Source organism: Mycobacterium sp., from assembly GCF_004298145.1.
GTDB lineage: Bacteria > Actinomycetota > Actinomycetes > Mycobacteriales > Mycobacteriaceae > Mycobacterium.
Genome location: NZ_SCRH01000011.1, coordinates 54624 through 80781, shown reverse-complemented (window position 1 = coordinate 80781; position 26158 = coordinate 54624). Strand labels below are relative to the sequence as shown.

General features: G+C 64.1%; 23 protein-coding genes, 1 tRNA gene and 2 pseudogenes. 14 read left to right on the top strand and 12 right to left on the bottom strand.

The annotated features are described in order from the left end of the window. The first annotated feature begins 26 nt into the window (after window positions 1-26). The 3 genes from EPN51_RS03895 to EPN51_RS03885 all read left to right on the top strand — a co-directional run bounded on the left by EPN51_RS03895 (window position 27) and on the right by EPN51_RS03885 (window position 3140). On the top strand, window positions 27-1400 hold the full coding sequence (locus tag EPN51_RS03895) for a TldD/PmbA family protein (protein ID WP_293037384.1): 1374 nt from the start codon (window positions 27-29) through the stop codon (window positions 1398-1400). A 41-nt stretch (window positions 1401-1441) separates the two neighbouring features. Continuing rightward, complete coding sequence (locus EPN51_RS03890; protein ID WP_293037381.1) at window positions 1442-2308, top strand: carboxymuconolactone decarboxylase family protein; 867 nt, start codon at window positions 1442-1444, stop codon at window positions 2306-2308. A 436-nt stretch (window positions 2309-2744) separates the two neighbouring features. Continuing rightward, entirely contained in the window at window positions 2745-3140 is a 396-nt protein-coding gene (locus EPN51_RS03885) for a hypothetical protein (protein WP_293037690.1), read from the top strand. A gap of 114 nt (window positions 3141-3254) precedes the next feature. On the opposite strand, the gene EPN51_RS03880 is transcribed toward EPN51_RS03885, so the two are convergent. Continuing rightward, window positions 3255-3527 carry a hypothetical protein gene (locus EPN51_RS03880; protein WP_293037378.1) on the bottom strand — a complete coding sequence of 91 codons (273 nt, stop codon included), beginning with the start codon at window positions 3525-3527 and terminating at the stop codon, window positions 3255-3257. Between EPN51_RS03880 and EPN51_RS03875 the strand changes: the two genes are divergently transcribed. From EPN51_RS03875 to EPN51_RS03855, 5 genes and pseudogenes are all read left to right on the top strand, one after another. After that, window positions 3526-3738 (top strand): hypothetical protein, encoded by a 213-nt coding sequence (locus EPN51_RS03875; RefSeq protein WP_293037375.1) that lies wholly within the window; start codon window positions 3526-3528, stop codon window positions 3736-3738. The genes EPN51_RS03880 and EPN51_RS03875 overlap by 2 nt on opposite strands. Window positions 3739-3877: 139 nt before the next feature. After that, window positions 3878-3951, top strand: a tRNA-Ile gene (locus EPN51_RS03870). A 610-nt stretch (window positions 3952-4561) separates the two neighbouring features. After that, the gene (locus tag EPN51_RS03865) at window positions 4562-4804 is read left to right on the top strand and encodes a hypothetical protein (RefSeq protein WP_293037373.1); all 243 of its coding nucleotides are present in this window, start codon (window positions 4562-4564) and stop codon (window positions 4802-4804) included. Window positions 4805-5115: 311 nt separating this feature from the next. Continuing rightward, window positions 5116-5303: pseudogene (locus EPN51_RS03860) on the top strand (IS481 family transposase); the annotation flags it as partial. A gap of 253 nt (window positions 5304-5556) precedes the next feature. After that, window positions 5557-5757, top strand: coding sequence for a hypothetical protein (locus EPN51_RS03855; protein WP_293037370.1), 201 nt, complete (start codon window positions 5557-5559; stop codon window positions 5755-5757). Window positions 5758-5794: 37 nt separating this feature from the next. Here the strand turns inward: EPN51_RS03855 and EPN51_RS03850 are convergent. Together EPN51_RS03850 and EPN51_RS03845 are read right to left on the bottom strand one after the other, a co-directional pair. Beyond that, window positions 5795-6478: pseudogene (locus EPN51_RS03850) on the bottom strand (hypothetical protein). 429 nt (window positions 6479-6907) lie between these two features. Continuing rightward, window positions 6908-7156 carry a DUF1918 domain-containing protein gene (locus EPN51_RS03845; RefSeq protein WP_293037368.1) on the bottom strand — a complete coding sequence of 83 codons (249 nt, stop codon included), beginning with the start codon at window positions 7154-7156 and terminating at the stop codon, window positions 6908-6910. 206 nt (window positions 7157-7362) lie between these two features. On the opposite strand from EPN51_RS03845, the gene EPN51_RS03840 reads away from it, so the two are divergent. Next, window positions 7363-8385 (top strand): ABC transporter substrate-binding protein, encoded by a 1023-nt coding sequence (locus EPN51_RS03840; protein WP_366509373.1) that lies wholly within the window; start codon window positions 7363-7365, stop codon window positions 8383-8385. Between the two features lie 432 nt (window positions 8386-8817). Here EPN51_RS03840 and EPN51_RS03835 read toward each other — a convergent pair whose 3' ends face one another. The 6 genes from EPN51_RS03835 to EPN51_RS03810 form a co-directional block, all read right to left on the bottom strand. Then, the gene (locus EPN51_RS03835) at window positions 8818-9735 is read right to left on the bottom strand and encodes an SAM-dependent methyltransferase (RefSeq protein WP_293037363.1); all 918 of its coding nucleotides are present in this window, start codon (window positions 9733-9735) and stop codon (window positions 8818-8820) included. Beyond that, the gene (locus EPN51_RS03830; protein ID WP_293037360.1) at window positions 9732-10145 is read right to left on the bottom strand and encodes a limonene-1,2-epoxide hydrolase family protein; all 414 of its coding nucleotides are present in this window, start codon (window positions 10143-10145) and stop codon (window positions 9732-9734) included. Before EPN51_RS03830 ends, EPN51_RS03835 begins: the two co-directional genes overlap by 4 nt. Window positions 10146-10226: 81 nt before the next feature. Beyond that, window positions 10227-11342 (bottom strand): NDMA-dependent alcohol dehydrogenase, encoded by a 1116-nt coding sequence (locus EPN51_RS03825; RefSeq protein WP_293037358.1) that lies wholly within the window; start codon window positions 11340-11342, stop codon window positions 10227-10229. Continuing rightward, window positions 11339-11539: a ferredoxin gene (locus EPN51_RS03820; RefSeq protein ID WP_293037355.1), complete on the bottom strand. Its 201-nt coding sequence runs from the start codon at window positions 11537-11539 to the stop codon at window positions 11339-11341. Before EPN51_RS03820 ends, EPN51_RS03825 begins: the two co-directional genes overlap by 4 nt. Before the next feature lie 52 nt (window positions 11540-11591). Beyond that, window positions 11592-13940 carry a CoA transferase gene (locus EPN51_RS03815; protein ID WP_293037353.1) on the bottom strand — a complete coding sequence of 783 codons (2349 nt, stop codon included), beginning with the start codon at window positions 13938-13940 and terminating at the stop codon, window positions 11592-11594. A 215-nt stretch (window positions 13941-14155) separates the two neighbouring features. Next, window positions 14156-14845 carry a TetR/AcrR family transcriptional regulator gene (locus EPN51_RS03810; RefSeq protein ID WP_293037350.1) on the bottom strand — a complete coding sequence of 230 codons (690 nt, stop codon included), beginning with the start codon at window positions 14843-14845 and terminating at the stop codon, window positions 14156-14158. 367 nt (window positions 14846-15212) lie between these two features. On the opposite strand from EPN51_RS03810, the gene EPN51_RS03805 reads away from it, so the two are divergent. Genes EPN51_RS03805 through EPN51_RS03790 form a run of 4 tightly spaced genes read left to right on the top strand, consistent with a single transcriptional unit; the run spans window position 15213 to window position 20445 of the window. Beyond that, window positions 15213-16439, top strand: a complete 1227-nt coding sequence (locus tag EPN51_RS03805; RefSeq protein WP_293037347.1) for a cytochrome P450 — start codon at window positions 15213-15215, stop codon at window positions 16437-16439. Window positions 16440-16482: 43 nt separating this feature from the next. Beyond that, window positions 16483-17688 carry an amidohydrolase family protein gene (locus tag EPN51_RS03800; RefSeq protein WP_293037346.1) on the top strand — a complete coding sequence of 402 codons (1206 nt, stop codon included), beginning with the start codon at window positions 16483-16485 and terminating at the stop codon, window positions 17686-17688. Window positions 17689-17710: 22 nt separating this feature from the next. After that, window positions 17711-19234, top strand: coding sequence for an aldehyde dehydrogenase family protein (locus tag EPN51_RS03795; protein ID WP_293037344.1), 1524 nt, complete (start codon window positions 17711-17713; stop codon window positions 19232-19234). A gap of 38 nt (window positions 19235-19272) precedes the next feature. Then, the gene (locus EPN51_RS03790; RefSeq protein WP_293037343.1) at window positions 19273-20445 is read left to right on the top strand and encodes a CaiB/BaiF CoA-transferase family protein; all 1173 of its coding nucleotides are present in this window, start codon (window positions 19273-19275) and stop codon (window positions 20443-20445) included. A 163-nt stretch (window positions 20446-20608) separates the two neighbouring features. On the opposite strand, the gene EPN51_RS03785 is transcribed toward EPN51_RS03790, so the two are convergent. Together EPN51_RS03785 and EPN51_RS03780 are read right to left on the bottom strand one after the other, a co-directional pair. Then, a complete protein-coding gene (locus EPN51_RS03785; RefSeq protein ID WP_293037340.1) occupies window positions 20609-21760 on the bottom strand; it encodes an alpha/beta hydrolase in 1152 nt (383 codons plus the stop codon). 268 nt (window positions 21761-22028) lie between these two features. Then, window positions 22029-23435 (bottom strand): aldehyde dehydrogenase family protein, encoded by a 1407-nt coding sequence (locus EPN51_RS03780; protein ID WP_293037338.1) that lies wholly within the window; start codon window positions 23433-23435, stop codon window positions 22029-22031. 209 nt (window positions 23436-23644) lie between these two features. Here EPN51_RS03780 and EPN51_RS03775 point away from each other — a divergent pair, with 209 nt between their 5' ends. Then, entirely contained in the window at window positions 23645-24559 is a 915-nt protein-coding gene (locus tag EPN51_RS03775; RefSeq protein WP_293037336.1) for a YgcG family protein, read from the top strand. Here EPN51_RS03775 and EPN51_RS03770 read toward each other — a convergent pair. Continuing rightward, on the bottom strand, window positions 24550-26151 hold the full coding sequence (locus tag EPN51_RS03770) for a bifunctional aminoglycoside phosphotransferase/ATP-binding protein (protein ID WP_293037334.1): 1602 nt from the start codon (window positions 26149-26151) through the stop codon (window positions 24550-24552). The two genes, EPN51_RS03775 and EPN51_RS03770, sit on opposite strands and share 10 nt — an antisense overlap. Between the last annotated feature and the right edge of the window lie 7 nt (window positions 26152-26158).

The following is a 26158-nucleotide window of genomic DNA, read 5'->3' as shown; positions in this document are numbered from 1 at the left end:
CGCAGCGATGCTGAGGAGCGGCGCCGATGATTAAAGCGCAGCACGTCGTCAACATCGTGCTCGAGGAGGCGGCCAAGCTTGGCGGCGCCGATGAGACCATGGTGCTGGTCACCGACAAGGTCGAGGCGACCCTGCGCTGGGCGGGCAATTCGATGACCACCAACGGGGTTTCGGTGAGCCGCAGCGTGACCGTGATCTCCGTGGTGCGCCGCGGGTCCAGCGCGCGCATCGGCACGGTGGTGTCCGCCGAGGCGGACCCGCGGGTGCTCCCCGGGCTGGTGGCGGCGTCGCAGGAGGCCGCCGGCTCGGCGCCGGAGGCCGGCGATGCCGCGCCGCTGCTCGGCGATACCGGGGTACCCGCCGATTGGGACGCGCCGGTGCCGGGCACCGGGCCCCTGGTCTTCGCCGACGTGGCCGACTCCCTGAGCCGGGGCTTCCGGGGCGCGGATCGGCTCTACGGCTTTGCGCACCATAGTGTTTCGACGACATTCTTGGCGTCGTCGACCGGATTGCGCCGACGTTTCAGCCAGCCCACCGGGGCGGTGGAGATCAACGCCAAACGCGGTGATGCCAGCGCGTGGGCGGGCATCGGGACACCCGACTTCGTCGATGTGCCAACGGATTCGCTGCTCGAGCAGCTGTCGACGCGGCTGGGGTGGGCGCAGCGCAGCGTCGAGTTGCCGGCGGGACGCTACGAGACGATCATGCCGCCGTCGACGGTGGCCGACATGATGATCTACATGGCGTGGTCGATGGCCGGCCGCGGCGCGCAGGAGGGCCGGACCGCGTTCTCGGCGCCCGGCGGTGGGACCAGGGTGGGGGAGCGGCTCACCGACTTGCCGCTGACGCTCTTCTCCGATCCGATGGCGCCCGGCCTTGTCTGCACGCCGTTCGTCGCGGCGAGCAGCTCCTCGGAGACGCTGTCGGTGTTCGACAACGGCATGGAGATCAACCAGGTGGACTGGATCCGCGACGGGGTGATCAATGCGTTGGCCTATCCGCGGGCCACCGCCGCCAAATACGGCGCCCCCGTCGCGGTCGCCGCCGACAACCTGGTGATGACCGGGGGGACGGCCACCCAGGACGACATGATCGCGGCCACCGAGCGTGGCCTGCTGCTGACCACCCTGTGGTACATCCGGGTCGTCGACCCCACCACGCTGTTGTTCACCGGGCTGACCCGCGACGGTGTCTATCTCATCGAGGACGGACGCGTGAGGGCGGCCGTCAACAACTTCCGGTTCAACGAAAGCCCGTTGGACCTGCTGCGGCGGGCCACCGAGGCCGGCGTCAGCGAGAAGACGCTGCCGCGCGAAATGGGGGACTGGGCGACCCGTGCCGCGATGCCGTCGCTGCGGATACCCGACTTTCATATGTCCTCGGTCAGCCAGGCCCAATAGTTTGATTGCCGCCGGGCACGGCGCGCTCTAGCGTGGGACGGATGGCGGCTCCGGTTTCGGTTCGAGAAGACCAGCTCACGCGCTTGGTGGCGCTGTTTCCCGGGACACCCGGCGACGGTCGCATCGCGGCGATCATCCGGCGGGTGTGCGCGCAGACGTTGTCACTGCCGCCGTTGCCCGCACCCGTCGAGGTGGGCGAGCCGGAATCGGAAGCCGAGGCCGCCGTCGTCGAATTCGCCGAACAGTTCAGTGCCGACGTCTCGTCGATCACCCCCGAGCAACGCTCCCGGCTGTGGAAGCAACTCGGGGACCGCACCTTTGGGGTGGTCGTGCAGATGTACATCGCCGACTTCATCCCTCGCGTGCGCGCCGGGCTGGAGGCGCTCGGCGTCGGCTCGCGCTACCTGGGCTGGGCGGCCGGACCGATCGCGTGGGATCACGCCACCGACCCGTCGGATTCGGTGTTCAACGACTTTTTAATCGCCGTGGCGCGAATGCGCGCGCTGGACCCGGTCACCTCCGAACTGGTGCGGTTGCGGGGTGCGGCGCAACACAATTGCCGGCTGTGCAACTCGCTACGCGAGGGCGGCGCGCTCGATGCCGGCGGTTCGGAAACGCTGTACGAGGAGATCGAGCGCTTCGAATCGTCGGGTTTGCTCGACGGCCGCGCAAAAGCAGCGCTTCGCTATGCAGATGCGTTAATTTGGACGCCTGCGCACCTCGTCGCCGACGACGTCGCCGAGGTGCGCTCCCGGTTCTCCGAAGCGGGGTTGGTCGAGCTCACCTTCGACATCATGCGCAATGCCAGCAATAAGGTTGCCGTGTCACTGGGCGCCGACGCCCCGCGCGTCGAGAGCGGTACCGAGCGGTACCTGATCAACGCCGAAGGCGAGACAGTATTTAGCTGACGGTGGCCGATGCGGGCCCACCAGCCGCCGGCCGGACGATTCTTAGCTGTTGCCGCGGTGACGTTGGGCGGACGGCGCCCGCGGTGTTTGCGCCGCGGCGTGGCAAGCGGGTGAGCGGCGTGCCCATCCGGGCGCGAGGGCACGAAATGTTAACCATTCGTACACTGCGGCGCAAGCGTGCGTTTCCGCTGTATGCGGGGGTCATTCGCTACTTTAAGCCCGTTCGCCGACACTGATATGACACTGAGACGTGACGGTAGCGACATGGCAGCGTGGCCTCAGCCGGGTGGCCACGGGACGCACATCATTAGCCGCCGTCCTGATGGATTGTCCGGTTCGTAGTTTGCAGCATTCGTGGCTTGGGTTTGCGGGGGAGCCAACTGTGTTCCCGCGCAGAGGGAGGTTCGAAATGACAAACACCCGTACACGCTCGCGCATGCGGGTGTCATCGGTCTGGGCTGCCGGCCTCGCGCTGGGGGCCTCGATGATCGGCGGAGCTGTCCTGGCAGCACCGCAAGCGTCGGCTACTTGCAACTTGAGTCCTACCGATGACCAATACATCAACCTGCTGGCGCAGAACAAGATGGTTCACAACGCCGATTTCACTGACTGCCATGAGGCCGCCGAAGGGCGATGGTTCGCCGATCAGGTTCGGGCCAACGCCAATCCGTTCGGAGAGGCCCAAGAGCTGATCAACATGATCACCAACACCACGTCGATGAACCAAAGTCAGGCGGAGTGGGAAGTCGAGTCGGCGATCTACGTCTACGCACCAGACATGATCCCCAAGATCAAGGATCAAGCAGCGAAAGCCAATTGGCCGACCGCCTAAGTAAGCGAGCTTCGTTGGGCGCGTCCAACGGATTGTGCGCGCCAACCAATACTCAACGGCGATAAGAACTTTGGTCGCGGGCGCTTCTCGGTGGGGCTGCTATAGCGTTCTCGGCTAACGTAATTGCAGGGCATAAACCGCCGAAATACGGTGACGGCAGTAGTCGTTTGGGTTGAGGACTGGTCGATTCGCGAGCGTCTCTTGCTGCTCGAATAGCCTCTTGCGCCAATCAGACGTACACGCTCGCGCGGGCAGGTGCTGGCAGGTGCTGGGGGCGGCGCCGCTATCGGCGTCGCAAGCGTCGGCCGCCTGCAAGACGATCGGCACATCAAGCCACTGGTGCGGAACAAAGGTGATCCACACCGCCGATGTCAACGATCGCAACATGACCGCCGAGGGTCGTTGGTTCGCCGATCAGGCCCGCACCTCGACCGATCCGTTGGCCACCGGGAAGAACCTGGTGAACATGGTGGCCAACACGACGTCGATGAAACACGATCAGGCTGGTCGGGCGGTCGAGTCCGCCATTTTCGTGCACGCGCCGGAAATGATCGCCGCGATCAAGGGTCAAACCGCGCAGGGCCCCTCCCATGACTGACCGCAAACGGTCTTTGGCCGCCGGTGGGGGCTGCCACGACGCGGCGCCCATCGAGTGTGACCTCTGATGTGGGCGACGTGCCGCCCGGCGGACACTGACGTCGGTCTTCGGCTACGGTTTCCTACGGAACAACCCCGTCGGGGCGGTAGCTCAGTTGGTTAGAGCCGCGGACTCATAATCCGTTGGTCGCGGGTTCGAGCCCCGCCCGCCCCACTGTAAAAGACCTGGTCAGAGGCGTTTGTGAATGGATCGGAGGCGCGGTTGAGGCGCTCACCCCGGCTTCACCCCGGCGTCTGGGGGCGATCTGTAGTCGTACTCACGACCTACCGGAACCGTACCGGCAACGGCCAAAAGTGCGGTCTTACAGGTGATTGGCTGATTTCAGATAACTGTTTCGCCTGGCCGCGCGATCCGTCGCTCGCTAATCCGTTGGTCGCGGGTTCGAGCCCCCGCCCGCCCCCACGTCAGAAGCTATTTTGATGAGCATTAGTGGTCGAGTCGGTGTTTGGTACCGCACGATCTTGCAGTTCAGCAACCTCGGAGTGGATCCGGCCCCGACTTAGGTACTTGTCCTGTGTCAATCGATACATCGCCGTGCCCCGGCCGATCCGCGACGTGGGCCGAGAGCCCTTCGGCTTCAATCAGTTCGGCCGCCGTCTTGCGAAAACGCTGGTGTGGTTACCTCCGGCACCCGAGGCCGGGGCGGTTTGACTGGTGCCACGGCAGCCGGGTGTGATCCGGCCCCACAGAAAACCTAGTGACGGGGACCCGCTAGCCTGCGAGATTCGGGAGCTTTGTTTCTTTGGAGAGGAGACGGTCGCACATGTCCGATAAATGGTTCTCCGACATCTCTGCGCCAGGAAAGTTAACCCTCGCGGATTTGTGCGACCAAATCGAGCAGAAGATCCACGTCAACGCGGACAACCAGAAGTTGCCGCAGGAGTTTCCAGACTGGCAGTCGTGTGTTGAAGATCGGGACGTCACCATCCACAAGCTGAGCGCTGCTGTCGTCAACCTCTGCCAGATGGTGAAGTACTTGGCATCGGAAAAGCAGCGCGGCGGCTAGCCAGGCCCTGATTGAGGCAAGAACATCGGCGGCGACTATGGCAAACACGTGGCGGTCGGCGTTTAATCGCCGAGTATGACCGGGTTAGCTACCTAACAACGGTTGCCAGGTATCATCGCTAGATTCCTAATGCTACTGCGGGCCAATTGAATTGGCATTAAAAATACTTACGCGATCCATCGCTCGCAAATCCGTTGGTCGCGGGTTCGAGCCCCGCCCGCACCACCAAGTGTTGGTGTATGACCTCGGTTGATGCGTGACACTCCCTGGATGAGGGAGATGAGCGTGGCTGAGCAGAGGTATCAGGCCGTGTCGGCGGGTTCGCGCTGGCCGATGGCACCAGCGCCAAGGCGCTGACCAGGGTCGACGATTACTCCCGGATGTGCGTTCGTGCCCGGCTGATGGCCGCGGAGCGCACCCGCGCAGCCCTGGCCGTCTATTAGCGCGCCTGAGCAGCTTCTGAACCGATAACGCCAAGGTGTTCACCGGCCGGTTTTCCACGCGGAGCCGCCCGCGCCCCAGAGGTCGGCCGAAGCCTGAGGCATGGCACCCGCGTGCCAGCCCGTGAAGGCGTCCGGCCGCACGACCTACACCACTCTGTTGCGGCGCAACGGCTTTCGCCGGAAGCGCATTTCATGCGGTCGGGAGCGGTGCCCCCATCTGGCGCTGACCACGGAAGTGATCGCTACCCACCTGCGCGGTCTGCTGAGTCAAGGGCGCGATATCCCCTCTCCGGCGCGTAAGATCCCTATATGCGAAGGGCTTTCGTCGTTACATTCGCGGTTGGGTTCATTGTCGCAGTGTTCGGTCTGATCTGGGCGCTCCAGGGATTTGGAGTGCTTGGTGGGAGCCCGATGAGCAACACCACGACCTGGTCCATCATTGGTCCGATCACGGTGCTGATCGGCATCGTGATTGCGGTATTCAGTTGGCGGAAACTCTCGTCGAAATAGCGCTTCATGTCTCCACCACCGTGAAGTGCACCGTGTGCTAGCCGGTGGCGCCGTCGGGGACGGTACCAACCTGATCTGCCGTTTGGGTGCCTCCGGTGTTGTCGGCGGCGCGCACGGTGATGGTTTGTTTCCCTGGGCTTTTCGCCTGCCAGGGGAACCTCCACAACCGCCACGTCTCGTTGGAATAGCTCGCGCTCTGTTCAGCGGGCTGCCCACACGCCATCGTCGATGAGGACCTCTACGGCCCGTACGCCGCGATTCTGTGCCCACGCGACACCGCCAAAAACGACGGGCCCCATCGGCACTTTCTGATCACCTTTCGGCACGTCGATCCGCGACTCGGTCTTGATGGGCCCACGCGGTGCCCAGCCCTGGCGCGTCCAGTGGTGTCGAATGCGGTCGCACCCTGCCGCGACAGCACTGCAATGTATCCGAGGACGCCGGCCCCGCCGACCATGGCGCTATCGAGCGGGCGGCGGTGAGTCTCGAGGGTCCCGGCGATTGCAGCGATCGTAGCGATCACCACGAGCACGACGACGGCCAGGAAGAGTTTGTCCAGAGAGCCCAGGGTCTGAATGGCCCACTCTTTGATGGGTCCCGGTGTCAGGTCGACGGCCACTGAGCCGATCGCAGCACGCGCATCGGCCCGCGCACCGAACGGGATGCCCACCAGCTGGGCTACCCCGAGCGAGACGGTCGCGGCGGCGACCCCAGCGATCATCCGCTCATTGGACGGGGCGATGACCATCGAACTACTGTACTCGCGGTCCCCTCAACAACCGCAAACATCTTGCCGTGCAGGCGAATCGGCGACATCGGCATTCTGCCCGACGGCCGGGGGCACGGTACTGGCGATCTAGCCTGACTCTGCACCGGGGCCCACAGCCGTGACCTCGATCGGAGGCCCCGGCACGTCTGCAGTGATCGGCCCATACTGGAGGGGTCTCGACGTTTCATCGGCTGTAAGTCGCCCGCACTCGCCGAGAAGTACCGACAGGTCTTGCCCGGGTGGAGGTGGACATAATGATCATCCTTTACGCATTGGCCGCAGCGTTCGGCCTTGGTGTGCTCTGGCTGGGCGCAAACGTTCGAATCGTCAAGCAATTTGAACAAGGCGACTCTCGTCGAATTACTCTTGGCCCAGCAAATCTCACGGAACCGCTGTGCGGGTGGTGGCGCGCGCGGCAGTACGTCGTGCGGCCTCCGTATGCTCGGCGGCGGTGACGACCACCGCGTCAGACCCGGGGTACACCGTCGCCTCGTGCCCAGTCACCAGCCAACGCACCACGTATGGCGGCGAGCCGTCTTGCGAGCGCACCTCGATGATCTCAGCATGTTGATCATGGCGTTCCGTGGTTGTGCCCTTTACCACGAGGTAGTCGCCGACATTTGCCTTCATCGCCCGCCCCCTTCTCGTCCTGGTGAGACTGCGGACCCCTCCATCGTGCGCGCGTTCGTCCCATAACGGAAGCGTGAGTAACTACTGCAGCTTTCCGGCGACGAAGTCCGCGCTTGTAGGTCGGCGCGTAGCCCCACGCCCGTGGCTGAATTCCGACGCGGCAGCCACGCGAAGCTCGCGCTCGGTTTCGCCACACTGTTTAAATTGTGCGCGTGGCAGCGCGCGCCGTCCTGGTAACCCCACTGTCAGGCCCGCTGGCCAGATTCGGGATAGCAGGGGCGAGCGCCGTTGCTCTCTGGGCTGACAGTTCCGGAGTAAGTCTGGAGGTCATCGACGCTTACCCCTCCGCGGCGTCCGCGATACGGGCCGCCGAGGCTAGCCGGCCCAACGTGGTGTTCGGGCCCTACGGTTCGGGGCCTGTGCTGGCGGCCGCGGCCGCCAGCACAGGGGTCGTCTGGAACCACGGTGGCGCGACCGCCCGGCTGGCGCGGCCGGCGTATCCGCGTGTCGTCAACGTGGAGTCTCCCGCTTACCGCTATCTCGCCGCAGTGCTCGAAACCCTTGTCGCCGACGGTCTTGGGAAGGGGTCAGAGGTGGTAATAGTGCACGTCGACACGGGGTTTGGTCGCGAGGTGGCCGAAGAGGCGGCTGTGGTGGCCCGGAGACTCGGTCTCCTGCCGCGGTCGGTCACTTTTCGGCCAGGCCGGGCCAGAGACATCCTGGCGCAGGTCCCGGCGGGCGATGTGCTGTTATCGGCCGGTTCCTTCGACGACGACGTCGCCATCGCGCAGTGGGCCAGCGAACACCGTTGGCGCGCAGTTGGATTGGTTGCCGCGGGGGTTGATGAGCTCCGGCATACCATCGGTGATCGCGTGGAGGGGCTTTACGGACCGTGCCAGTGGTTCGACGACGGGACAGATGATCCCGCGGACGGACCCAACAGCGAGTGGTTCAGCCATTGTTACCGGGACGCGAACGGTACTGAGCCGCCCTATCCGGCTGCTGCGGCCTTTGCCGCGGGTGTCGTTTGGCAGCGCTGCGTGAAGGAAGCCGACACTATTGAATCCTTGCCGGTGATGGCCGCGTCACAACAACTCGACACCACCACCTTGTTCGGTCGATTTCGTGTCGACCCGGTCACCGGCGTGCAAACCGGCCATCAGATTCGCGTCGTTCAGTGGCGAGACGGACAGCGGGTGCTGGTCGATCGGCCACCTCGTCGGAAGTGAACGTCAAAGTCACATCACCTCGTGCATGGGTCGGCGTGTTGGCGGCGGTCCGTCCCTAGCTAACCAGCTAACATCTGTCAGCTCGTCCCGTCGCGGCGGCAACGCGGCGTCCAGGGGCGAATCTGGCCCGTACTGAGTCCGTACCGAAGACGTACCGGCAATGGTCAATTTCACTGTGTTACGGGCGATTTAAGCCATCCCAGCTAGCTGCTTTGCCTGGTCAGCGCGGCGCTGGATAGGGACTCATAATCCGTTGGTCGCGGGTTCGAGCCCCGCCCGCCCCACTCGATATCGTGTATGACCTCGGCTGATGCGTGACAGTTCTTCGTCGGCTGATTGGTGACAGTTACTTCGGCTGATCCCTGACACTCCTTCGATGAAGAAGGTGACCGTGGCCGACCAAAGGTAGCGGGGCGTGATGGCCGTGGAACGCTAGGGCCCGTAGCGGATCGCTGTTACTAGCGAGCTGGCTGGCGCAATGTCGCGGAGGTCCGGTGGGATCGGCCTGCCGAGATGCGACATCATTTCCCCGCTGTCTAGGGAATCCACCCTCCATCCGTGCTGGCACAGCCACGATGCCGTATCGGTGGCATCGTGGCTCTTGATGAAGGCCGTGACATCCACGTCTACGCCTAGCGCCTCGTCGATCTCGGCTGCTCCGTCGCGCCAAGCGCTCAGCCGTTCGTCGCCGAAATGCATTGTCGAGTGGTGGTAGACCTCGGCGGCCAGCCGGCTACCCGGTGCGCTTAGCGCAGTGAGCGTGTCGAAGAGTGCGTTGTGCTCGGTTGACGACAGGTAGGGCAGTAGTCCCTCGACGAGCCAGGCGGTCGGCAGCGACTTGTCCCATCCCGCTTCCATCAACATCAGCGGCCAACGCTCATCGCGTAGATCAACAGGAATCGCGCACAGGTCGGCTAGCGGAGTAGCGCCGTGCGCTGTTAGGGCGGCGTCCTTGAACGCCTGGACTGCGGGCTGGTCGATTTCGTACACCCGCTTGCCGGTGAGAGGGACTAACCGATAGGCACGGGCGTCGAGGCCGGCTGCGGGGATGACGAATTGGCTGATTCCTAAACTCGCTGCGTCAGCACAGAACTCGTCGAAGAAGACCGTTCGTGTGGCGACGTATTCGCGGCCCGCACGCGCAACCCGCCGCCCGACGTCGTCCTCTGGGCCCATCCACGAAAGGTCGCCACCCGCTATCCGTTGCCAACCCGGTTCATTGGCCGCCGCCACCAGCACCGCCGCGAACTCGTCGTGGATCAACGGGTCGTCTTGTGCTGTTTCCGCGGCCCGTTGAGCGGCGACAGCTAGTGCCGTTGATCCCAGATCGGTGGTGATGTCCCAACTCATGCGGTCGCGGGCACCAGGGCGCTAATGTCTTCGCCTTGAAGGAGCTTCATGATCAGGGTCAGGTCGAAATAGTCGGTCCAGCGAGTGATCCTTCCGTCGTCGTCGACGACGAAAGTCCCCATTACCGGGATGGCCGGCTTGCTTCCGTCCGGAGCCTGGATGTAGTCCAGGCGTTCGGTGAGCACCACGGAACCCTCGCTGACGAGGTTGATGATTTCGAAGGCGTAGGCGTCGGGGAACATCGCGAACTGGGCGGCCATGTTCTCCACGATGGCGTCTGGTCCGGTGAAGGCGGGCATTCCCACGTTCTGATAAATAGCCCCTTCGGCGAGCAGGGGACGCAACGCTTCGGCGTCCCGCTGCTCCATCAAGGCGCAGAAGTGGCGGACGACATCGGCTGGCGAAGACATTAGTGAAATCCCTTCATGGTGAGTGAGTGAATTAACTTGAGCGGGCAGGAAAATGATGCGGATCCGCCGTTCCCCAAAGACTCAATGCTCGTGGATGATCACCCCACGGATGTTGCGCCCGGCGAGCATGTCGTCGTAGGCCTCATTGATGTCGTTGAGTTTGTACTCGGTGGTGACGGTTTCGTCGAGCAACAGCTTGCCGCTTCGATACAGGCTTATCAGTCGAGGGATATCGGCCCGCGGGTTCGCTTCGCCGTACAGGCTGCCCAGGAGGCGTTTTTGGAACAGCGTGAACAACGTCAGCGGCAGCGTCGGCGTCACGTCGGACATCGATGCCAGGGCGGTGACCACCACGGCACCGCCCTTCCGCACCGCATTGAGCGCGTCGTTGATCATCGCGCCTTCGAGCACGCCTGGCGTCAGGATGGCCGAGTCGGCCATGACTCCGCGCGTAATCTCGCCAACCAACTGGGTTGCTTCCTCGATCGAGGTGGCAAAGTGGGTGGCTCCGAACTGAAACGCTTTGTCGCGCTTGCTCGGCGCAATATCGACCACGACGATTTGCTCCGCTCCCGCCAACCGCGCGCCCTGAATGGCACCGCTGCCGATCCCTCCGCAGCCAACCACGAGCACCACGTCGCCGGGACCGACGTTCGCGGTGTTGACGGCCGAACCCCAGCCGGTGGTTACACCGCAGCCGAGAAGACATGCGCGCGATAGCGGCACATCGTTGTCGATCTTGACCACCGAGGCTTCCGACAACACGCCCCATTGCGCGAAACTGCCGACGCCTGAGAGGGCTCCGATGCCCTGTCCTCTGGCTCGGCGCCGGAAGGTGCCATCGGCCTGGACTCCCGCGAGGATGGTCGCGCCGTAGTCACAGAGGTTCTGATGCCCGGTGGCGCACCAGCGGCAGCGACCGCACGCCGGCAGGAAAGAGGTGACCACGTGGTCTCCCACCGCGATATCGCGCACTCCCGGACCGACCTCTCGAACGATGCCCGCCCCTTCGTGTCCACCTATCAAGGGGAAACTCACCCCGAACATGTCGCCGGTGCGGATGTGATGGTCGGAATGGCATAGACCGGTGGCTGCGAACTCGACGAGTAGCTCGCCTTCCTGCGGCGGATCGAGTTCGATCTCTTCCACCGACCACTTCTCGTTCAGCCCCCATAGAACTGCTCCATTGGTCTTCATGGCGACTCCTTGACGATATGTATGGCACGCTCGGGACAGTTCGCGATTGCGTTGTGCGCCCGGTCTTCCCATTCGGGAGGAACATTTTCCATGGTGACGAATGCGGTCCCTTCGTCGTCGATGTCGAACAATTCGGGATACGTTGCGTGACACCGGCTGTGGCCCTGGCACATTTCCCTGTCGACATGGAGTTTCACGCTGTCTCTTCTTCCCAACACATCCGCTGGCCGCACCTACAGCAGATCTGTTCTAGTCCAATCCGCCCGGTCTGGTCCCGATGACTCCTTTTTCTGTGAGCGCTGCAAGCGATGCGGCGTCGAGGCCGAGTAGCTCGCCGAGGATGCTCGCGTTGTGCTGTCCCAACGTCGGCGCCGTTGATCGATACCACTTGTCAACGCTGCGGTACTTGAAAGGAATCGCCGGCACGTGATGCCGTCCCACGATGGGATGGTCGAGGCTCTCGAAAAAGCCTCGTGCGGCGAGCTGAGGGTGCATCGAGCCGACCCGGGCGTCTGCCAAATCCGCGGCCGGGACACCATATTTGACGAGTAACTCTGCAGCGGCCGAGGAATTGTGCTGGCTAGCCCATTGCTCGAGATGCTTGTCGATCACATCATGTGCCCGCACCCGCCCGTCGTGAGTATCCAGCGCGGGGTCGTTCGCCCAATCCGGTTCACGCAGAGCCGACTTCAGTAGGCGCCACTGCTCGTCCGTGGCGACCGAAATCGCCAGCCACCGCTCGGTCCCCGCGCATGGGTAGAGCCCTTGTGGTGCCGCGTCACGGCTGCGATTTCCCAGTCGGGAGATCAGGTTCCCGTAGGCGCTGAATTCGACCACCTGCTCGGCGGCCGCGTTGAGGGCGGACTCAACCATCGATACCTCGATGAGGGAACCTCGGCCGGTCTCGTCGCGTTGCCGGAGTCCTGCGAGCATGGCGAATGCGGAGTGCATTCCTGCCAGTGGGTCACACGGGCCGCGGGGGATTCGCGGCTGGTCGTACTCGTGGCCGGTCACCCACGCCATTCCGGTCATCTGTTCCATCGTTTGCGCGAAACCCACATTGTTGCGCCAGGGTCCGTCGAGCCCGAATGCGGGCATACGGACCATCACGATTCGAGGGTTCCGCTCGCTGACGGCCTCCCACGTGATGGTGAAATTGTCGAAGACGCGGGGCGAGAAGTTCTCGACCAGAACGTCCGAGCATTCGACGAGGCCGAAAAACAACTCCCGCCCTTCGGGCGTGGACAGGTCCAGGGTGAGCCCTCGCTTATTGGTGTTGGTCGCCAGGTACATCCCCGACCGCTCCCACCACTGGGACTGATCGGCGAACGCTGCGACCGCCATCCGTGCGCCGTCAGGGTGGTTCGTCGACTCTAGGTGAATGACCTCAGCGCCCAGCGCGGCGAGAATGTGGGTGGAGGAGGGGCCCGCCCACCACGCTGTCGCGTCGAGAATTCGTACGCCCTCCAGCGGAAGTCCCGGTGCACGGTCGGCAGGGTTCGCAATCCTGCTGTGGGCGGGGACTTTTGCCATTTCGCCGAGCGGAGGGGCACCGGTGGTTGGGGAGGGTCGTCGGCCATTGATCTGGTAGGGCGCCAATGGGTGGGTAAAGCCGCCGTCGGCAAACGTGCCCCACACGCCGCGCGCCGCGAACTGGGGGTGGTCCAACACGGTCTGGCCATTGTTGACTGGTGAGACGGGGATCCGCAGATCGGAAGCCAACGCGACGATCTCGTCCGTGGAACGTTGCGTCGTCCATTCCCGCACCATCTGATTCCATTCGTCCCGGCGTTCCCAGCGAGTCGTTGCGAGCGCCCACGCCGGGTCATCGTCGAGCAGCTCCAGTCGGCCGATCATCGCCAGGAAGGACTCGAATTGCTGGCGGGTATTGGTATTGAAGCCCACCCATCCATCTGCGGTCGGTTCGATGGAAGGGATTTCAACCTGTCGGGCCGGCACGGTCAAAGGGGGACGACCGGCCAGCTCGTAGTAGAGGTCAGCGAATCCGCTGGCGCTGATGTGACACGTCTCCAACAATGAGCAGTCAACGATTTCACCTGGTCCGCCGAGTTGAGCCCGGCGCAATGCGCCGAGCGCCCCGACGGCGGCATAACTGGCCATGACCCATTCGAAGACTCGACCACCCGCTTGAATGGGCGGTTGGTCCGGACGACCTCGCAACGCTGGGGTTCCGCTCTCGGCCTGGATCGTGAACTCCGTTGAGGGTCGGTCCCGGTACGGCCCGGTCAATCCGTACGGAGACAACGCCACGATCACCAGGTGTGGCGCACGCCGTAGGAGGGCCTCGCGGTCGAGTGCGCCAGGGCCGAGAGAATCGACGAACACATCGGCAGAAACGATCAGCGCCTCCAGATCGGGCGGCGAAGTGCCAACGACTGAACGCTTGCCGGCGTTCAAGAATTTGAACAGCGCGTCGGCGTCGCTTCGATCGCCAGACATTCTGCGGCGGAACGGATCCCCGTCTGGGGCTTCGATCTTGATGACCTCTGCTCCGAGGTCGACGAACAACTTGGTGCAGTACGGCCCGGTGATTTCCGTCGCCCACTCGACAACGCGAACCCCACGCAAAGCGTTCATCGCCTTAAGGCTTTCCGCGTCAACGTTTTCGGAAGTGAGTTACTCGCGCCGATGAGTGCACACACGCCATTTCCTGTCCTCACGCTCGTGCTGATCGAGCAGGGTGTTCTGCATCCGCATGGCTGCAGCCTGGCTGGCAACGACGCTAGCGACGGAAAAGCCAGCGTGTCAAGTGCGACTCGATAACGACGGCCGTGGTCGATTCGGCGGAGCTTTTAGTCGGCCGCACGCGCCTTCGTGGCCCGTTGCGCCCGCGCGCCTCGCTTGGCGGGCGGCGTCCTAGTCGATGTGCTGACGCCTTTCGCGAGGATCTGCGAACCCAGTTCGATCTGTGCGCGGATATCTGGCTCGCCGGTACCAAACCAGCGCGGTCCGAGGCTCGTTGTGAAGATGATGAAATTAGCCAGCAGCTCGGCGAACAGGTCGGCGTCGACGTCGGCCTTGATCTGCCCCGCGGCTTGATAGTGGCGGACGCCCTCGGCAATAACGGCCGTACGGCGTGCGTGATTGGGTTGCAGCACGCGCAGCGAGAAGTCCGGATCTGATAACGCCCGACCGGAAATGTCCCAGCCGGGGACGCCGCTGTTCCGGTCATCGATCCTCAGTCTCGCAAGGAAAAGCTTCTCGATATAGTCCTCGAAGTGCGCAGGCAGGGCCGCCACGACTTGCTCTTCGGCCTCGCTGACGAGGTCCGCGATCTGTCGAGAAACAACTTGCTCGAAGATGCCTCGCTTGTCCCCGAAGTAGTGGAACAGCATTGCCTCCGAGCAGTCGGCGCGACGAGCGATCTCCTTCGTCGCCGCGGCCGCGTATCCTGTTTCGGCAAAGACCTCCGCAGCGGCTTCAAGGAGGGCTCGTTGTTTGCCGTCCTTGTCGCGAACTCGCCGACGCGCGCCTGTAGTCATCACACATACTTTAGCGAGCACCCGTCCTCTGAGGGGAAGCTCGCACACGTGGCGCCCCACGCCCCCAGGCTTCTTCGGCCTCGTCCTTGTTCTCCGCGCGCAGTGCGGCGCGCGGGTCCATTGGTGGGCTCAGGTAGTTATCGAGTGCGACTTGACTCCATGCGGGCGACGACTTACTGTGCTGCCAAAGCAAATTTCGGCGTGTGCGAGAAATCCGAGGGCCGGCGCAGATGGCACGTGGACAGTGGCACGATTGCGGTGTAGCTGGAATCTGGACGGCCCCTCTGTCGGGCCTGTCTGTCAAGGCTGACCGCCGGCGTTGTCCCGATCTCGGCATCCTCGCGCGCGGGTGCGGAAAGGACTATCCATGGTGAGCAAGTCGCCGGAGGAACACGCCCAGAACCTCGATCTTCGTCACGACGATTTCAACGACCAGGAATTCCTCTACGAGGTCTACGCGGTGATGCGGGAGAGCGGACCGTTCAGTCACCAGGACGTCCCTTTCCTGGGTGCCACGCCGGGGGGCGCGTGGGTCGCCACCCGCTACGACGAGTGCTACGAAATCCTGCGCGATTGGCGCAGCTTCTCCAGCAAACCCCTTGGGCTGGAGGGCAACCCGATGTCGTTAGGCGACATCGTGATCACCTTGGATCCTCCACGGCAGCAGCAGCTTCGCAAAGTTCTCAACCCATATTTTTCCCCGGGTCGGATGAAGCAGTTGGAGCCCCAGGTGCGAGCGGTCACCGACGGGTTGATCGACAACTTCATCGAATTGGGCCGCGGTGATCTCGCCGACGTCGCATGGCAGCAACCTGGGATCGTGTTCTTCAGGTATCTACTCGGCATGCCCGTTGAGGATGTGCCGCTCTACATCGAGACAGCCGACCTCGCGATCAATGGTGAGAGCGAAGAGATCCGAAACGGTTCGATGACGAATCTCTACCTCCGCGTACGCGAGGAGATCGACAAGCGTCGTGGTGAACCGCCACGTGACGATCTCATCGATGTCTTACTCTCCGCCGAGATCGACGGCGAGAAACTGAGCTTCGACGACGTCGTCGCGAATGTGATGCTGCTGGTGCAAGCAGGACTCGAAACAACTTCTAGTGCAATGTCATTCGCCCTCTTCTACCTGGGCACCCATGCTTCGGAGCGCGACCGACTCGTACGCGAAGCCGAGTTGATGCCCACAGCCATAGAAGAATTCATCCGGTTCGCCGGCTCGGTCCACGGGCTGCATCGCTCAGTCGCGGAAGAGATCGAACTAAGCGGCCAGAGGTTTTGCCCCGGTGAGACGGTCGTGGTGAACTATGCGGCCGCCAACCGCGACGCGAGCGAGTTCGACGAGCCGAACAAGTGCATTCTCGACCGAGATACAAACCGCCACCTCGGGTTCGGCGCCGGCGTCCATCGCTGCCTGGGCTCCAATCTCGCCAGACTCGAGTTTCGGGTGGGCGTCGAACAGACCCTGAATCGGATACCCGACTACACCATCCCCCCTGGGGCAAAGGTTGATTTTCACGGGAACTCGGTCACTCGGGGCTACCGCGCCCTGCCCGTCGTCTTCACGCCGGGTGCCCGCGTCGGCCAGTGAGGGGTGACGGGCAATCGTCCTATCAGAAATCAGGGAGGAACTCGTGGACAAACAAGATCTTCAATGGATGATCTCCGTCGATGACCACATCATCGAGCCGCCGAACCTGTGGGTCGACCGCGCCTCGGCCGCCGACCGCGATCGAGTGCCACACGTCGAGCGCATCGACGGCGTTGATACGTGGATCTACGATCAAGCGCGCGCGTCGGTGATGGGCATCGTGGTCGCGGCTCACCAACGGCCGGCCGAGTACTCCCCGCTGCCAGTGAATTACGACGAGATGCCTCGTGCCTACTTCGACCCGGTGGCCCGTATCCCGGATATGGACGAGGATCATGTGATCGCGGGATTGAACTTTCCGTTCTTCCCCCGGTTCTGTGGTCAGATGTTCGCCCACCTCGGTGACCGCGACCTAGGTCTCAAGTGCGTGCGCGCCTACAACGACTTTGTCATCGATGAGTGGTGCGCGGCGGCGCCCGGCCGCTACATCCCGTTGATCATCATTCCGTTGTGGGACACCCGACTGGCCGTCGAGGAGACGCTACGGTGCGCCGGCAAGGGCGCCAAAGCCATTGCCTTCTCGGAGAACCTGCACCCGCTAGGATTTCCGTCCATCCACTCGGGGGCATGGGACGATCTCTTCGCGGTGGCGAACGAGACGAAGATGCCGCTGTGCACGCACATCGGATCTTCCTCGGTTAGCCCCACCACCTCGCCCGACGCACCCTTTGGGGTTCAGGCCGTGAACATCAACCTCAACCTGGCCAACTCGACTACCGATTGGCTGTTCTCGGGCAAGCTGCAGAAGTACCCCGATCTGAAGATCGTGCTGGCTGAGGGCGGCATCGGCTGGATTCCCTACCTCATCGAGCGTGCTGAACATGTCGCCGCCGATTACCACTACCTGCGCGCCAATAACTGGGCGGTTGACGCGGCCACGATGCGCCTGAACCCGGTACCCACCGATCCCGCGATTTTCCCAGAATCGCCGCGCCAGCTCTTCCGCGACCACATGTACGGCTGCTTCATCGAAGACGACTTCGGCGCAGCGAATCTCGACTCCATCGGTATCGACAACGTGATGATCGAGACGGATTATCCGCACACCGACAGCCTCTGGCCCCATTCCCTCCAGGCCGCTCAGAAGGCACTCGACGGCCGGTCCGACCTCGACAAGTACAAAGTGCTGCAGGGTAACGCCCGCCGGGTCTTCGACTTCGAGCCGGCCCCGTATCCGACGCTGACCTAGTCGACGCGTACGGATTCATGTGATGCGGGAGTATCAGAGCTTCATCGACGGTCGGTGGTCGAGCGACAACGCCCTCGGCACCATCGACGTCATTGATCCGGCCACCGAGGAACTGATCGGGCGAGTCGTCGATGGTGGACCTAAGCAGGCGACCATGGCGATCGAAGCCGCCCGGCGGGCTTTCGACGAAGGTCCGTGGCCGTGGATGTCCGTCCGGGAACGGGCAAAGATCATCAAGCGGTTCGCTGAGATCCTCGATGAGCGCAAAGCGGAACTTCGTGAGCTAGTCGTCGCTGAGATCGGCTCGACCGGCTTCATCACCGACCTGATTCAGGTTGGTGGCGCCATCGAGGCGGCCCACTACTACGGCGAGTTCGTCGAACACGATGTGACATGGGTGGAAACACCGGGCGGGCCCGTGGTTTCGTCGACCGGCCTGGGCGGCGTGACGGTGGTCCGCGAGCCGGTCGGGGTAGTCGGAGTCATCACGCCGTTCAACTTCCCTTTTTCGATCAACATTCAGAAGTGCTTGGCCGCATTGGCCGTCGGTTGCACCGTGATACTCAAACCCCACCCGTGGACCCCGATGAACGCTTTGGAGCTGGCCAAGGTCGGCGAGGAAGCCGGCCTCCCGCCCGGAGTGTTCAACGTGGTCGTGGGAGGTGCTGGTGTCGGCGAGGAGCTGTGTACCCATCCGGGCGTGGACATGATCGGGTTCACCGGTTCGACCGCCACCGGTCGGCGCATCCGCGAACTATCGGCGGCGACGATGAAACGCGCACAACTCGAACTAGGCGGCAAGAGTGCGCACATCATCCTCGACGATGTCACCGAAAGTGACGTTGCTGGAATAGGATTCGGGCAAGTTTTGATGCATGCCGGACAGGCGTGCACCGTCACATCGCGACTTCTGTTGCCCGAGCACCTGCTCGAAGCGTATGTCGAAGGCCTCAAAGCCATGGCTCCGATGATCACGGTCGGGGACCCGCGTGATCCCGCTACTGTCGTGGGTCCGCTGATCAGGGATCAGCAGCGTCAGAAAGTCGAGACCTTCGTTCAGTCGGGCCTGCAGGAAGGCGCGCAGCTGGTGGTCGGCGGTAAGCGTCCCGAACACCTCGAACGCGGTTTCTACTATGAACCGACGGCACTGGTCGATTGCCGCAGTGAGATGCGCCTATGCCAGGAAGAGGTTTTCGGGCCCGTTCTGGCGGTGATGACTTATCGCTCCGAAGACGAAGCCATCCACATCGCGAACGACTCCATCTATGGTCTGGCAGGGTTGGTGGTAACCCGCAACGCCGCAAGGGGTTTCAACGTCGCCAGGCAGGTCAGAACCGGCGCCATCATGGTGCAGACTCTCGCACCCGGTGCCGACTTGGGAGCCGATCCGGGGGGCGGGCAGGGTCCCGGCTGGTCTTTGCCGGCGCGCGGCATGTTCAACGGCGGGGGCCCCTTTGGTGGCTTCAAGCAAAGCGGACTCGGCCGAGAGCAGGGTCGCTGGGGCTTCGAGGAATACACCGAGCTGAAATCGATCACCATGATGTAGCGGTCTGCGTCGGGGCTTGGGACTGGAAAGGTCGCGTTATGGAACTTCTCAAGGATGTCCGGGTCCTCGAGGTGTCACTCTTCTCCGCGGACGCATTGGGCGGGCATCTGGCTGACCTCGGCGCAGAGGTGATCAAGGTCGAACCACTCGGCGGCGGTGGGTTTCGCGGGTCGGCGGTTTCGGGCGGCGAGTTGCAGGACTCGCACTGGAACCGCGGCAAGAAGAGTGTGGCGATAAACCTGAAAACGACCGAGGGGCAAGATGCGTTTCGCCGCCTGGCCGCGACGTCGGCGGTGGTGATCGACGGTCTACGTTACGGAACGGCGCAGCGGCTCGGGTTCAGCTACGACGACGTCGTCGCAGTCAACCCGACAGTTGTCTATTGCGTGCTCAATGGCATGGGCAGCCATGGGCCCTACACCCGGTTAGCCACACACGGGCTGTCCTTCGACTGTTTCGCCGGCTTGAGTCCGCCGATCATCGAAGCGGATGGAACGCCACGCCTTTCGGGCGCGGCCACAGGGACGACGGGGGTACTGGCGGGACCGCTGTACGCAGCGATGGGTGTGCTCGCCGCGTTGCACGCCGCCGGGCGCGACGGCAAGGCGCAGTACATCGAAGTAGCGCAAGTCGATGCGGCGATTAACTGGAACTTTCAGCACCTCACCGCGTTGGCGAACGGTCAACAAGCCTACGGTGAGGGAATCCGCGCTTCGCTTCGCTACCAGTACTACGAAACGAGCGACGGCAACTACGTGGTGTTCAACGCCCTGGAGGACAAATTCTGGCTGAGATTCTGCGAGTCGCTCGACAGGATGGATCTCTACGAGGCGGGGCGCCAGAAGCCGGGGGAGGACGTCGAGGGAGAGGCCCGGCTGCGCGAGGATTTGACGGCAATATTCAAGTCCCGGACACGCAGGGAATGGACCGACTTCTTCATTGCGACCGATATCGCAGGAGCCCCAGCATTTTTGGGCGCAGACCTCTTCGACGACGACCACGCGAAGGCTCGCCGACTCGTCTACGAGCAAGCTCAGCCGGACGGAACGTCACAGCGATTGATTGGGACGTGCATCAAGACCAAACCCGACGCAGGTTTTGCACCGCCAGCAGCGCCGCACGTTGGGCAGCATACGGAAGAATTACTCGGCGCCCTGGCGGGCTACGACGCGGCCGGAATTGAGCGCCTTCGTTCGTCGGGCGCGATCTGAACACCGACGCATGCCCCACCGCAGAGTTCGTACTGGACCCGTACCGAATCAGACAATCGCTCGGCCTGGTCGCGGAGCGCTGTCTAGGGACTCACAATCCGTTGGTCGCGGGTTCGAGCCCCGCCCGCCCCACGTCAGCCCACCACACCCTATTCACCGGTAGCTATTCGCGGTGCTCTGGCTCAATCCGGGTATTTTGCCGGATTATCGATCGCGCCTGATGCAAATGCTTGGCCGCCCACCTGCGATACGTGCGTTGTGCCCACGACATTCGGTCCTGCGAGCGCTCCGTATGGCGCACCAGTTCGAGGTCGACATGGTCGAGTTCCTCCGCCCCGATTTCGACTCGGTCGCGACCGTGGATGAACTGCAACACCAGCGCATCGGGGTCCAGCAATTCGCGCTCCCATGCCTCGTGGTTATCGAGGTCGGTGATGCCCATCGTGTCGGCGGCGTTGCGAAGCACCTCACCCAGTTCGCCATCGAGCAATTGACGAAACGCGTCCGCGCCCTGCCGCGGATTGGCGATCATCCACGAGTGGTACGCGGCCGGCACCTTGTACAGCGTGGCGTCGGACTCGTTGGCGATTTCGCGTGCGTGCGGGAACGGCACGATCATGTCTTTTTCGGCGTGCACCACCATCGTGGGCATCCCCTCGTCGCGCATGGTGTGCAGCATCGGCGTGTAATCACCGGACTCGACGATGGCCTTGATCGTCCGGACGGCCCCGAGTGGATACCGCAGGTTGGGCACCGCCACCGCGGCCAGCACGCGGAAATATCCGAGTTGTTCTGCGGCGCTGAGCTGCGTCGGGTCGCCCAGTGTGTCGCGGACCGCGGTGTAGGCCGCGCCCAACGCCTTGGTGGGTGACTTCACCAGTTCTGGGATGGTCGTGTCGAACCGGGCTCCGGCCGCCGGGTCGAACAGCACGGCTGCGAGTACCCGCTCGGGCGCGCGTGCGGCCAGCTGGATGGTCATTCGCCCACCCATCGAATGGCCGACGAACAACGCTTGCCCGATACCGAGAGCATCCAACGTGCGCAACACCGAATCGGCACGATCGGTGAAGCCGCACGCGCCGCTGGGCAGTCGCCCGGTGTCGCCGTGACCGGCGGCATCGACGGCGACGACCAGAAATCCCATACCGGCGATCCGGCTGAGCATCCGTAGATATGCCTTACGACTCAGCAGGAGCCCGTGCATGAATAACAACGGCACTCCGCGACCGCCGACTGAAAGTCCGATCCGGCGCCCGTCATCGAGTTCCACGATGTGATGACTCAGGCGGATGCGGCTTGGTGATGTCTCCGTCATGGCCACGGCGGAATTCCCGGCCGGCGGGCCGTTAAAACGGGATTGCCGACCAAATCCCGCCCCGCACAGATCGCAACCATGCCAGCGCGCATAGCTATTGCCCAGTCTTTCGCTCGGCCAGATCATTTCGGACAGGCAGCGCGGCAAGCGTCAACAACGCAACCAAATGCGCGGGCGTAACGCCACGGCGAAAAATCCACTCGAATTTCACCGTGCCGTTACGCCCGCGGCGCTCAAGGCGCGCTCACAGGCCGGATCAAGGTCCCGATCACAGGCCGATGTAGACCGCCTTGGTGTTGAAGTAGGCCTCGATGCCCTTGCGGCCGCGCTCGCCGCCCCAACCCGACTGCTTGTGGCCGCTGATCGGCATCGAGGGGTCCGCCGCGAGTGAGGAGTTCACCCAAACCTGGCCTGCGCGAAGCTCGTTCACGACGCGGTGGGCGCGGGACAGGTTCTCGGTCCAGATGGATCCGGCGAGCCCGTAGTGCGTGTCGTTCGCGGCGGCGAGTACCTCGTCCTCGTCGTCGAACGGGATCACACAGCCGACCGGCCCGAAGATCTCCTCTTTGATGAGCCGCATGTCGGGCGTGGTGTCGGTGACGATCGTCGCCTCGTAGAAGTAACCCTTGCGGTCCATCGGCCTGCCACCGGTGATCACCTGCGCGCCGCCGGCCACGCCGTCGTTGACGATGCCTTCTACGCGTTTGCGCTGCTTGTCGCTGATCAGCGGCCCGAGCACCGAGTCGGGATCTTCGCTGCCGCCCATCGGCAGCATCTGGGCGAACCCGGCCAGGCCTTCGACCACCTGGTCGTAGATGCCGCGCTGGACATAGATCCGCGACGTGCACGAGCAGTTCTGCCCCGAACCGGCGAGCAGGCCCATGCCCGCCCCCATGATCGCCTTGTCGAGGTTGGCGTCGTCGAACATGATCAGCGGTGACTTGCCACCGAGTTCGAGCGTCAGCCGCTTGAGGTTGCCCGCGGCCGCCTTGACGATCAGCCGTCCGACCTCCGTGGACCCGGTGAACGAGATCTTGTCGACGTCGGGATGTGCGGTGAGCGCGGCACCTGTGGTCTTGCCGTAGCCGGTGATGACGTTCAGGACGCCGTCGGGCAGGCCGGCCTCGCGGAAGATCTCCTCGAGCTTCAGCGCGGTCAGCGGCGTCTCCTCGGCGGGCTTGAGCACGGCGCTGCACCCCGCCGCGAGCGCGGGTGCGACCTTGAGCATCGCGACGAAAAACGGTCCGTTCCACGGGATGATGAGGCCGACGACGCCGACCGGCTCGAGCTGGGTGAACGTGTGGTAGGTCTCCCAGGTGCCGAGCAGGCCGTCGGACACCAGATTGGCCGACTCGCCGTGGATCTTGCCGACCCAGCCGGCGTAGTACTTCAGCATGTCGACCGACACCGGGATGATGTGCCGCGCGGCCGTCAGGTTCATGCCGTTGTCTTGGCCCTCGAGGGCGGCGAGCTCGTCGGCGCGTTCCTCGATGATCCGCGCGGCGCGGAACAACACGTTCGCCCGGTGCGACGCGGGCGCCTTGCGCCACACGCCCGACTCGAAGGTCTCACGCGCGCGGGCCACCGCGGCGTCAACGGCCGCCTGGTCGGAATCGGGGACCTCCGTGATCTGCTCCTCGGTGGAGGGGTTGAAGACGGGGATGGTGGTACTCAATTTCGTGGCCCTTCGTCAGCGGATCCTGCCGTCGCGCGAGAGGTTACGCGCGTAACCATTGGGTGTCTAGTACGCGAGAAGTCATGGCGGCCGCAGGACGCAGGTGGGTTCTGCTGGTCGCCGCCGTGCCGAAAAGTGGCTCCGCATGCGGTGGGATCGCGGGCTCGAACCCCGCGCGCCCACCGCGAATTGGCGGCTAAGTTACCTCTATGCGGGTTGTTCGCCTGTTCGGTGCCGTCCTGACGATCCTCACAGCGGGGTTGCCGCTGGCAAGCCCCGCCGGCGCGCAGCCGCCCCCCACGCTCACCGATCACATCACTGACACCGCCGGGGTCTTGACCGATCCGGGTCGCGCGACGGTCAGCTCGGCGATCGACCGGCTGTATCGCGATCGGCACATTCAACTGTGGGTCGTCTATGTCGACAACTTCTCCCAGTACAAGCCCGACAACTGGGCCGACAAAACCCGCAGCGCCAGCGGAATGGGCGACCACGACGCGCTGCTGGCGGTGGCCGTCAACACCAAGCGGTACACGTTCACCGTGCCGCCGCAGGCGCAAGGCCCGACCGAGGCCGAGTTAAACAGCCTGCGGCGCAACCAGATTGAACCCGTGCTGGGCGCCAAGGACTGGAGCGGTGTCGCGGTCGCCGCGGCCGACGGGTTGAACAAATTGGCAAGCACGTCACAGCCGGCCAGCTCGTCGAAACCGATGTGGCTGCTGATCGCGGTCGGCGTCCTCGTGGTCGTGGTGCTGATCGCGCTGTTTCTGGTGCTCTATCGCGCGCGCCGCCGCCGGCGCGTCGCCCGCAGCGATGGGCCGGCAGGCATTGACGGCCGCGAAGATTCGTTGCCGCAGGCGCTGTCCACCGCGGACGCCCGATTGCGCCAGATTTCCGACTACGTCGGCAGGCATCGCGACAGCGTCGGCACCGAGTCCCAGGCCCGGCTCGACGAGGCGAAACGGCATTTGGCGGCGGCGCACGGCAAGCAAGCAACCAACGCCGCCGATGCGATCGCCCATGCCAACAGGGCATCGACGCTGGCCGCTCAGGCGCAAACGTTGGCCAACGACAACGTGCTGGCGGCGCACCGCACGCGACGAGGTCGAGGCCGTCAGCGGTAGGACGCGCGCAGCAGCGCCAGCGCCTGCTCGATTGTCTCCTCCATCCGACGCGTCGCGTCCACCCGCAGGACCGACGGGAGCTCGTCGGGTGGCGTGAACGCGGCTCGCAGCTCGGGCCACAGCTCGATCCGCGCATCCGAGACGATGCCCTTCTCGGTGGCGCGCCGCTCGAGCCGCGCGATCAGGGTGGCGTCGTCCGCGTCGCACAGCACGACGCGAAGGTCGGCCCCAAGCCGGTGCGCCAGTTGCCGCATGTGGGCGCGCTCGCCCGGATTGCTGAACGTCGCGTCGACGACCACGCCGCGGCCGCGGCGCAACCAGCGTGCGGCGTCGCGGCGTAGCGCGGCATAGGTGCTCCGCGTCATCGCCGGATCGTAGAGCCCCGAACCGAATTCATCGCTGCCGCGCTGGGTGGGTTCCATGCCCGCCATCCTCTTGCGCGCCACGTCCGAGGAGAGGTGCACCAGCCCGAGCCGGCCGGCGAGCGCGCGCGCCAGCGTGGTCTTGCCGCTTGCCGGCAGGCCTATGGTGATCACCATCGGTGGGCGGGGCAGCCCACCGGCGTGCGCCCAGGCCAGGTCGAAGTACGCCCGCGACTCGGCGATGAGCTCATGCCCTTCAGCACCGGATCCCTGTTCGGTCTGCTCCAGGCGCAGGCTGCGGACCTTGCCGCGTACGTAGGCTCGGTAGCAGATATAGAAGTCGAGCAGGCGAAGCAGCCCGTCGTCGCCGCTGGCGCGCACGTAGGAGTCGACGAACCCCCATGCCAGGTCTGCGCGGCCGTGGTACTCCAAATCCATTGCCAGAAAGGCGACTTCGGAGGCCAGGTCGGCGCACCGATAGCGTGGTGCGAACTGCAAGCTGTCGAACAGCAGAATCTGACCGTCGTCGATGCAGATGCTGGCGGCGTGGAGGTCGCCGTGGCCATCCCGCACGTGCCCGTGGGCCACGCGCCGCTCGAGCAACGGCGCCTGTGTCCGCAGGAACCGGTCGACGTAGGTCCGGATGTCCTCGTTGACGTCGTTCGCGATGGTTCGCCCGACGAACGGGGCCATCTGCTCGAAGTTCTCCCGCCAGTTCGCGATCACACTCGCCGGGCTGCCGTACGCATCGATGTCGGGGCCGGTTTCGGCCCTACCGTGCAGCCTGGCCAGGGTGCGACCGATTCGTCGCGCCAGATGCATGTCGACGTCGCCGCGCGCGAGCTTGGCCGGCAGCATGCCGTCCTCCGGCAGGCGCCGCATCCACACGGCCGGCTCGCCCGACCCGGGCTCGCCACCGATGCGGTAGTGGCCATCCTGTTCGGTGACTTCGACGACTCCCAGGTACATCTGTGGACTGAACCGCCGATTGAGGCGCAGCTCCTCGTCACAGTCGGCGCGGCGCCGCTCGATGCTGGTGAAGTCGAGGAAGCCGAGGTTCACCGGCTTCTTGAGCTTGTAGGCATAGGGGCCCGCGAGCAGCACCCACGAGCTGTGCGTTTCGTGGAGGCGCACGTCGTCGGCCGGCGGGTCGTACGCATCGGGCCGCAGCAAATCGGCGACGATCCGCGGGCGGCCGTCGGGTCCGGTTAGGTCGAAGGCGTGTGTCATGGTCTCG

What these genes read in the sequence shown, in the direction of transcription:
- EPN51_RS03880 (WP_293037378.1), bottom strand. Translation starts at nt 3,527, where the DNA reads ATGTTGCGATCGTTGACATCGGCGGTGTGGATCACCTTTGTTCCGCAC.
- EPN51_RS03895 (WP_293037384.1), top strand. Translation starts at nt 27, where the DNA reads ATGATTAAAGCGCAGCACGTCGTCAACATCGTGCTCGAGGAGGCGGCC.
- EPN51_RS03825 (WP_293037358.1), bottom strand. Translation starts at nt 11,342, where the DNA reads ATGAAGACCAATGGAGCAGTTCTATGGGGGCTGAACGAGAAGTGGTCG.
- EPN51_RS03855 (WP_293037370.1), top strand. Translation starts at nt 5,557, where the DNA reads ATGCGAAGGGCTTTCGTCGTTACATTCGCGGTTGGGTTCATTGTCGCA.
- EPN51_RS03890 (WP_293037381.1), top strand. Translation starts at nt 1,442, where the DNA reads ATGGCGGCTCCGGTTTCGGTTCGAGAAGACCAGCTCACGCGCTTGGTG.
- EPN51_RS03865 (WP_293037373.1), top strand. Translation starts at nt 4,562, where the DNA reads ATGTCCGATAAATGGTTCTCCGACATCTCTGCGCCAGGAAAGTTAACC.
- EPN51_RS03875 (WP_293037375.1), top strand. Translation starts at nt 3,526, where the DNA reads ATGACCGCCGAGGGTCGTTGGTTCGCCGATCAGGCCCGCACCTCGACC.
- EPN51_RS03775 (WP_293037336.1), top strand. Translation starts at nt 23,645, where the DNA reads ATGCGGGTTGTTCGCCTGTTCGGTGCCGTCCTGACGATCCTCACAGCG.
- EPN51_RS03835 (WP_293037363.1), bottom strand. Translation starts at nt 9,735, where the DNA reads ATGAGTTGGGACATCACCACCGATCTGGGATCAACGGCACTAGCTGTC.
- EPN51_RS03815 (WP_293037353.1), bottom strand. Translation starts at nt 13,940, where the DNA reads ATGAACGCTTTGCGTGGGGTTCGCGTTGTCGAGTGGGCGACGGAAATC.
- EPN51_RS03795 (WP_293037344.1), top strand. Translation starts at nt 17,711, where the DNA reads ATGCGGGAGTATCAGAGCTTCATCGACGGTCGGTGGTCGAGCGACAAC.
- EPN51_RS03810 (WP_293037350.1), bottom strand. Translation starts at nt 14,845, where the DNA reads ATGACTACAGGCGCGCGTCGGCGAGTTCGCGACAAGGACGGCAAACAA.
- EPN51_RS03790 (WP_293037343.1), top strand. Translation starts at nt 19,273, where the DNA reads ATGGAACTTCTCAAGGATGTCCGGGTCCTCGAGGTGTCACTCTTCTCC.
- EPN51_RS03845 (WP_293037368.1), bottom strand. Translation starts at nt 7,156, where the DNA reads ATGAAGGCAAATGTCGGCGACTACCTCGTGGTAAAGGGCACAACCACG.
- EPN51_RS03830 (WP_293037360.1), bottom strand. Translation starts at nt 10,145, where the DNA reads ATGTCTTCGCCAGCCGATGTCGTCCGCCACTTCTGCGCCTTGATGGAG.
- EPN51_RS03805 (WP_293037347.1), top strand. Translation starts at nt 15,213, where the DNA reads ATGGTGAGCAAGTCGCCGGAGGAACACGCCCAGAACCTCGATCTTCGT.
- EPN51_RS03770 (WP_293037334.1), bottom strand. Translation starts at nt 26,151, where the DNA reads ATGACACACGCCTTCGACCTAACCGGACCCGACGGCCGCCCGCGGATC.
- EPN51_RS03885 (WP_293037690.1), top strand. Translation starts at nt 2,745, where the DNA reads ATGCGGGTGTCATCGGTCTGGGCTGCCGGCCTCGCGCTGGGGGCCTCG.
- EPN51_RS03785 (WP_293037340.1), bottom strand. Translation starts at nt 21,760, where the DNA reads ATGACGGAGACATCACCAAGCCGCATCCGCCTGAGTCATCACATCGTG.